We start from the raw sequence: 6,870 nt of genomic DNA on the forward strand, positions 1-6,870 counted from the left end.
CGATGCGGCCGTCATTTCGGCGCACAAGCTCGCCGGCAGTTCGGCCACCGTCGGCCTGCGCAGCGTGGCCGATCTCGCCAGCCAGACCGAGCATGCGCTCGACGCCCTGCGCGACCTGCCCGCGCACACCGCGCGCCCTGCCGATCTCGATGCCTTGGCACAGGCGTCCAGCGACATCAAACAACTGCTGCACCAGTTTGCCGCGGGCTTCCTCAAGCCCGTGCAAGCAGAGCTGCTCGCCCGGCTCGAAGCCCTGCAGGAAGCTGCGCTGGCCCAGAATGCCCAGCCGAGCGCCGAGTCGGTAACCACGGCCGAACCGGCTGTCCAGCCTGAACAAATCGCCGCGCCTGAGCTTGCGCCCGCAACTCCTGAGCCGACCTGGGCCGAAGCGCCGCAGCCGGAGGCCAGCGCAGCCCCGTTTGCCGCGTCTGCCGACCAGTTGGTCGACACCATCGACCCTGACCTGTTCCCGATTTTCGAGGACGAAGCCAACGAACTGCTGCCCGCCCTGGCCGCCAGCCTGCGCCAGTGGGAACAGCATCCGCTGGATACCGCACCCGCGGCACAAGCCATGCGGGCGCTGCACACGCTCAAAGGCAGTGCGCGCATGGCCGGCGCCATGCAGCTCGGCGACCTGGCGCACAGCCTCGAATCCGACATCGACACCCTGACGGCCAATGCGCCGGTCAGCGAGGCCGATCTGGCCGAGCTGCTGGGCCGCTTCGACCATCTCAACACCCGTTTCGACCGCCTGTGCAGCGCGGCTCAGCGCGGCGAAAACCAACTGGCCGACCTCCCGGCGGCCACCGTTTCCGAGGTGTTCACCCCAAGCGCCGAGCCCGACACCGCCGCGTCGACCCAGCCTGCGGTTGCCGTCACTGCGGTTGCCATGCCTGCGGCGGCCGAGCCGATCACCCGCACCCTCACGCCGCGTATCGCCGCACAGGCTGTGCGCGTGCGCGCCGGGCTGCTCGACCGGCTGGTCAATCAGGCGGGCGAAATCACCATTTCGCGCGCCCGGCTTGAAAACGAGTTCGGCGCCATACGCGGTTCGGTGGGCGATCTGAGCGACAACCTCGAACGTCTGCGCCAGCAGGTGCGCGAAATCGAAATTCAGGCCGAGGCGCAGATGAGCGCGCAGGTGCAGGCCGCGCGCGACGAAAACCGCGACTTCGACCCGCTCGAATTCGACCGCTTCACCCGCGCGCAGGAACTCACCCGCATGATGGCCGAGTCGGTCAACGACATCGCCATGGTGCAAGGCACGCTCAGCCGCGTGCTGCGCGAAGTCGACGACGACATGACCCGCCAGGCGCGCCAGACCCGCGAGCTGCAGCGCGATTTGCTGCGCACCCGCATGGTCGAGTTCGACAGCCTGGCCGAGCGCCTCTACCGCACCGTGCGTCAGGCGGCCAAAGACCTCGGCAAAGCTGTGCGTCTGGAAATCATCGGCGGCACCATTGAGCTCGACCGAGGGGTGCTGGAGCGCGTTTCCGGCAGCTTCGACCACTTGCTGCGCAACGCCGTGGCGCACGGCATCGAAACCGCTCAAGAGCGCAAGGCTGCAGGCAAATCCGAAGTCGGCACCCTCACCCTGAGCCTGCGGCAAGACGGCAACGAAGTCGTCATCACCCTGGCCGACGACGGGCGCGGCCTCAACTACGGCGCCATCCGCGCCAAGGCCGAACGCCTCGGCCTGGTCGCGCCAGATCAGCCGCTGTCTGAAGACGAACTCACGCAACTGGTGTTCCGGCCCAATTTCAGTAGCGCCGAAAGCACCACGGCCGTCGCGGGCCGCGGCGTCGGCCTTGACGTGGTGCGCACCGAAGTCAACGCGCTGGGCGGTCGCGTGCTGCTCGACAACCAACCGGGCTCCGGCGCTCGCTTCACCCTGCTGCTGCCGCTGACGACCGCCATCACCCATGTCGTCTTGCTGCGCACCGGCGCCGCCGTGTATGCCGTGCCGGCCAATCTGGTGGACATCGTTCTGCGCTTCAAACCCGAGCAGATCGCCAGCGCCGCGCACACCCAATCCATCACCTATGCCGACAGCACCCTGCCCTTCTACTGGCTGGGCGCCCTGCTCGGACAATCGGGCGGCAGCAGCGAGCCGTTCGGCAAAAGCGTGCCCGTGGTGGTGATTCGAAGCGCCACGCAGCGTGTGGCCATTCAGGTTGATGAAGTCGTGGGCAACCGCGAAGTGGTGGTGAAAAACCTGGGGCCGCAGCTCTCACGCGTGCCCGGTCTGGCCGGCATTTCCGTGCTGCCCAACGGGGACGCCGCGCTGATCTACAACCCGGTGGCCCTCGCCGCGGTTTATGGCGCTGATGCCTTCGCCCGCATGCAGGCGGTGCCGCTGGCGCCCGCTCAGGGCGCAGCCGCTCCCACCGCCGCAGTTTCCACCTCGGTCTCAACATCCGTGCACACTGACGCGCTGATCGATGTGTCCGGGCTGACTCCCACGGGCGACGCGGCGCAGGCCGCGAAGGGCGGCAATCCGCTGATCATGGTGGTGGACGACTCCATCACCGTGCGCCGCGTCACGCAGCGCTTCCTGCAGCGCAACGGCTATCTGGTGCAACTCGCCAAAGACGGCCTCGACGCCCTGGAGCAACTGCAGCAGACCAGCACCCTGCCCAATGTGATTCTGCTCGACATCGAAATGCCGCGCATGGACGGCTTCGACCTCACCCGCAACATCCGCGCCGACTCACGGCTGCAGAAGCTGCCCATCATCATGATCACCTCGCGCATCGCCGACAAGCACCGCAACTACGCCGCGCAGCTTGGGGTGAATCATTATCTCGGCAAGCCCTATTCCGAGACCGAGCTGCTCGAACTGATTCGCACCTTTACCCAGTCGGCAGTGAATCACTGAGCCTTCACCACCGCGTAGCGCTCCAGCGTTTCGGCCCGCGCCAGATCGTGTCGCACGATCGGCGCGGGGTAGGTGCTCCCCAACCGCACCCCGGCCGCCTGCAGCAGCGTGGCGGGGGCCTTCCACGGCGCGTGAATGTCCTTGGACGAAAGCTGCGCCAGCTCGGGTACATAGCGGCGGATGAAATCCCCGTTGGCATCAAATTTCTCGCTTTGCGCCACCGGGTTGAAAATGCGGAAGTACGGCTGCGCATCGCAACCGCTGCTCGCAGCCCACTGCCAGCCGCCATTGTTCGCCGCCAGGTCGAAATCGTTGAGATGATCGGCAAAGTAGCGCTCGCCCCAGCGCCAGTCGATGCCCAGATCTTTGGTGAGAAAACTCGCCACCACCATGCGCAGGCGGTTGTGCATATAGCCGGTCTGGTTGATCTGGCGCATGGCCGCGTCCACCAGCGGATAGCCGGTGCGGCCTTCGCACCAGGCGGCAAACTGATCCGGGTCGTTGCGCCACTGAATGCGGTCGTAAACCGGCTTGAACGCCGCATTCACCACATGCGGATGGTGAAACAGAATCTGGAAATAAAAGTCGCGCCACACCAGCTCGGATAGCCAAACCCTGGCCCCCTCGCTGCCCGCCTGCTGCCGCGCCCACGCCAGCGCGACCAGTTCGCGCACCGACACCGTGCCGAAGCGCAGATGCACCGAGAGATAGCTCGGCCCTTTGCGCGCCGGGAAGTCGCGCGCCTGGTCGTAGTCATCGATGCGACGGCTGAAGTCGTCCACCAGCGCCGCCGCGCCCGAAGCGCCCAGCGGCAGTTTCAGCTCATGCAAATTCGACGGTGCAAAACCCAGCTCGGACAAGGTGGGCAACGGTTGTCGCAACGCCCCAGGCAGCTCAGCCAGTCGGGCGGACGTCACTTCACGCTCACTATCGACGGGTTGCTGCGGCTGGGCGGCATAACGCGCCAGCCAGGTAGTGCGGTAGGGAGTAAAGACCGAGTACGGCTTGCCCTGCGCCGTCAACACCTCATCGCGCTCGAAAATCATGTGCTCCTTGACGGTACGCAGCACCCGCCCGTCTTGCAGCAAGGCGTGCTCAACGGTTCCGTCGCGCGCGAGGGCCTCGGGCTCATCGTCGCGTCCGCAGAACACCGCCTGCGCGCCCAACTCGGCGGCCAGCTCGGCAATCGCCTCGCGCGCGCTGGCGTGGCGCACGATCAGCGCCGCGCCGTGTTCGCGCAAAGCGGCGTCAATTTCCGCGACCGACGCCAGAATGAACTCCACCCGCCGATCCGCCTGCAGCCCGCGCTGCAACAGCGGATCGAGAATGTCGCAGTCGAAAACAAACGCCAGCGCCACCTTGTCGCAGGCGCGCAGGGCGGCGTACAGCGCCGCGTTGTCGTGCAGTCGCAAATCACGACGCAGCCAAACCAGACCCAGCGGCAGCCGCTGGCCTGGGTATTCAGAACAAGCAGCGTTTTCAGAGCTCATCGCAGTCCATCGCATCATTGGGGAAGACACCATAGCCCAGCACCGCAAGCGTTGCCCGTCGGCGCGATAAACTCCACCCCATGAACCCTCGCCCCGACGCCTCCAATCTGAGCAACCAGTTTTTGATCGCCATGCCGGGCATGGCCGACGAGAATTTTGCCGGTACCGTGGTGTACGTCTGCGAGCATTCGGCGCGCGGCGCGCTCGGCTTGATCATCAACCGCCCGTCGGACATTACCGTCAAGGAATTGTTCGAACGCGTGGGCCTGGACACGGCCAGTCTGCCCGCCGCGCAGCCCGTGTTGCAGGGCGGCCCGGTGCAGACCGAGCGCGGCTTTGTCCTGCACGAAGCCGCCGAAACCGCCTTCGCCTCCAGCCTCGACATTCCCGGCGGCCTGCAGATGACCACCTCCAAGGATGTGCTCGAACACATGGCCGCAGGCGACGGCCCGGCGCGCACGCTCATCGCCCTGGGCTATTCAGGCTGGAACGCCGGGCAACTCGAAGAAGAACTCGGCCAGAACGGCTGGCTCACCGTCGAGGCGGACCCCATCGTGTTGTTCGACACCCCGGTGGAAGCCCGCTTCAACGCCGCCATGGCGCTGCTGGGCTTCAACCCCGCCATGTTGTCGCAAACCGCAGGACATGCCTAGGTTGCAACGACCCCCTGGTTCGCTGCGCTCGCCTCCCCCCGAGGGGGGGTCATTTCCGTCGGAACGGCCGTGCGGAACTGACATCACGGTGCTCGGTTTCGACTGGGGCGCCAAGCGCATCGGCACGGCGGTGGGCAACAGCATCACCCGCAGCGCCACGGCGCTGCGCACCCTGCGCGCTGATCGCAACGACCTCAAGTTCGACGCCATCGCCGCGCTCATCCGGGAGTGGCAGCCGCAGCAACTCGTCGTCGGCCTGCCCTTGCACCCCGACGGCGCCGCGCACGACAATACCGCCCACGCCCAGCGCTTCGCCCGCCAGCTTGAAGGCCGCTTCGGCCTGCCCGTGGCGCTGGTGGATGAACGCTACACCTCGGTCGCCGCCGAAGACGAAGGCGCCGACGACGTGGACAGCGCTGCCGCCCAACTCATCGTCGAACAATATCTGCAGCAACGCTGACCATGCCTTCCGCTCCTGCTTCCGCAATCACCGCCCCTCCAGACGCCGAGGCGCTCTACGCCCAACTGCTCGCCCAGGTTCGCAGCACTGTCGCAGCACAGGCCGAGCCGCCCTTGCTCATCGGCATCTATTCCGGCGGCGCCTGGCTGGCGCAACGTCTGCACGCCGACCTGCAACTGGCGCAGCCCTACGGCGTGGTCTCGTCGACCTTTCACCGTGACGACTTCGCCACCCGCGGCCTGCATCCAAGCGCCAACCGCACCGCCTTGCCGGTGCCCATCGCCGACCGCGCCGTGCTGCTGATCGACGACGTGCTGCACACCGGCCGCACCACCCGTGCGGCCATCAACGAGTTGTTCGACTTCGGCCGTCCGGCGCGCATCGACCTGGCGGTACTGGTGGACCGCGGCGGCCGCGAGCTGCCCATCTGCCCGCAGATCGCCGCCAGCACGCTTATCGATCTGCCCCCAGAAGTCTCGCTCGCGCTGCTGCGCGATGAAGACGTGGCCGACGGCATCCGCTTTCGTTTCGACCTCGTGAGCAAATAAACCGAGTTGGTGAACATGACCCGCGCCCACAACCCCCAGCTCAACAAAAACGGCGAATTGCGCCATCTGCTCACCCCCGAAGGCCTGCCGCGCGACGTGCTCACGCACATCCTCGACACCGCGCAGGGCTTTGTGAGCTTCGGCAGCCGCGAAGTGAAAAAAGTCCCGCTGCTGCGGGGCAAGAGCGTGTTCAACCTGTTCTTCGAGAACAGCACGCGCACCCGCACCACCTTCGAGATCGCGGCGCAACGCCTGTCGGCCGATGTGTTCAACCTCGACATCCAGCGCTCCAGCACGAGCAAGGGCGAGAGCCTGCTCGACACCATCGCCAACCTCGAAGCGATGGATGCCGATGTCTTCGTCGTGCGCCATGCCGACAGCGGCGCGCCCTTTCTCATCGCCCAGCACACGCCCCCGCATGTGCACATCGTCAACGCCGGCGATGGCCGCCATGCCCACCCCACTCAGGGCCTGCTGGACATGTACACCATCCGTCATTTCAAGGGCGACTTCAGCAACCTCACCGTGGCCATCGTCGGCGACATCGTGCATTCGCGCGTGGCGCGCTCGGCCATTCACGCCCTCACCACCCTGGGCGCCGCCGAGGTGCGCGCCGTCGGCCCCAAGACGCTGGCGCCCGACAACCTGCGCGACATGGGCGTGCGCGTCTGCCACGACATGGCCGAGGGCATCCGCGGCGCCGACGTCATCATGATGCTGCGCCTGCAGAACGAGCGCATGTCGGGCGCGCTGCTGCCGTCCGCGCATGAATTCAACATGACCTACGGCCTCACGTCCGAGCGCCTGGCGCTGGCCAAGCCCGATGTCATCGTCATGCACC

6 protein-coding genes are annotated in these 6,870 nt (G+C 66.5%); 5 read left to right on the forward strand and 1 reads right to left on the reverse strand.

The window, feature by feature from the left end; all coding sequences use genetic code 11:
* Positions 1–2,878 (forward strand): hybrid sensor histidine kinase/response regulator (locus AC2VLV_RS03390; RefSeq protein ID WP_486988632.1); only part of this gene is annotated, 2,878 nt, incomplete at its 5' end.
* On the opposite strand, the gene AC2VLV_RS03395 is transcribed toward AC2VLV_RS03390, so the two are convergent.
* Positions 2,872–4,368, reverse strand: a complete 1,497-nt coding sequence (locus AC2VLV_RS03395) for a cryptochrome/photolyase family protein (RefSeq protein ID WP_486988633.1) — start codon at positions 4,366–4,368, stop codon at positions 2,872–2,874. The two genes, AC2VLV_RS03390 and AC2VLV_RS03395, sit on opposite strands and share 7 nt — an antisense overlap.
* 80 nt (positions 4,369–4,448) lie before the next feature.
* Between AC2VLV_RS03395 and AC2VLV_RS03400 the strand changes: the two genes are divergently transcribed.
* From AC2VLV_RS03400 to AC2VLV_RS03415, 4 genes are all read left to right on the forward strand, one after another.
* The gene (locus tag AC2VLV_RS03400; RefSeq protein WP_486988634.1) at positions 4,449–5,021 is read left to right on the forward strand and encodes a YqgE/AlgH family protein; all 573 of its coding nucleotides are present in this window, start codon (positions 4,449–4,451) and stop codon (positions 5,019–5,021) included.
* A gap of 88 nt (positions 5,022–5,109) precedes the next feature.
* Positions 5,110–5,481, forward strand: coding sequence for a Holliday junction resolvase RuvX (gene ruvX / locus AC2VLV_RS03405; RefSeq protein WP_486988635.1), 372 nt, complete (start codon positions 5,110–5,112; stop codon positions 5,479–5,481).
* Between the two features lie 2 nt (positions 5,482–5,483).
* Positions 5,484–6,029, forward strand: coding sequence for a bifunctional pyr operon transcriptional regulator/uracil phosphoribosyltransferase PyrR (gene pyrR, locus AC2VLV_RS03410; protein ID WP_486988636.1), 546 nt, complete (start codon positions 5,484–5,486; stop codon positions 6,027–6,029).
* 15 nt (positions 6,030–6,044) lie between these two features.
* A partial coding sequence (locus tag AC2VLV_RS03415; protein ID WP_486988637.1) for an aspartate carbamoyltransferase catalytic subunit occupies positions 6,045–6,870 on the forward strand: 826 nt, incomplete at its 3' end.

Source organism: Thiomonas sp. TH-17 (genome assembly GCF_057473305.1).